Genomic DNA, 905 nt, shown 5'->3' on the forward strand with positions numbered 1-905 from the left:
GTCTTAGAGCCCGTTTGAGAATGTCTATGGATGGCTGATGCGGCGGAGCAGGAGGCTGCCCATGGCAATGTCGATCATGGCGCCGGAGACGTCGAGGCGCTTTTCGTAGTCGCGGACCAGGCGCCGCCAGCGGGTCATCGAGCCGAACGTGCGCTCCACCACCCATCGCCGTGGCAGCGCCTGAAAGCCTTTCTGGTTAGGAAGCTTGCGCACGACCTCTAGGGTGAAGTCCCGGTAGGCGACGAGGCTCGCCAGCCGGCCCCGATCATAGGCTCCATCCGCGAAGAGATGCCAGGGCCAGGGCTTGCGCACGGCCGCCACGATCTGCTCCGCCCCGGCCGCATCCTGGACGTCTGCCGTAGTCAGGTTGACCATCAACAGCCGCCCGTCTGTATCCACCGCGATGTGCCTTTTGCGTCCCTTGGTGCGTTTGGCAGCGTCATAGCCGCCCCCATAGGGCGTATGCGGCGCTTTCACCGTCTGGCGGTCGACCACGCCCGCCGTCGGGCTTGCGTCCCGAACCACCAGTTCGCGGTCGATCATCAGCGCGATGTCATGGATGGTGCGAAACATCAGCCGACGCACAAAGCGTCGAAACCACCAATAGACCGTCTGCCAGGGACCGAAGTTCGTCGGAAGCATTCGCCACCCGCCGCCACTGCGGGCCGTGTAGCGGATCGCGTTCAACATTTCGCGAATGTCCGCCGTGGGCTTGCAGCCGCGCTTCACCACCGGCGGGAGGAATGGCCGCACCCGCTCCCACTCGGCATCGGTCAGGTCTGTCGGATAGCGTGTTGTCTTTCGGACGATCCTACCCATCCGGGTTCTCTGCTCTGGCGTCCACATCCAGAGCCTGAAGCACGCCCCAATCAGGCCGCCAAGCACATTCTTAAACGGGCTCTCAG

1 protein-coding gene is annotated in these 905 nt (G+C 63.9%); it reads right to left on the reverse strand.

Features of this window, described 5'->3' with window-relative positions:
- Positions 1-24: 24 nt before the first annotated feature.
- Positions 25-846: an IS5 family transposase gene (locus tag F3J08_RS16830; RefSeq protein ID WP_166931923.1), complete on the reverse strand. Its 822-nt coding sequence runs from the start codon at positions 844-846 to the stop codon at positions 25-27.
- Positions 847-905 lie beyond the last annotated feature (59 nt).

Source organism: Asaia sp. As-1742 (genome assembly GCF_011753235.1).
Taxonomy (GTDB): Bacteria; Pseudomonadota; Alphaproteobacteria; order Acetobacterales; family Acetobacteraceae; genus Asaia; species Asaia bogorensis_B.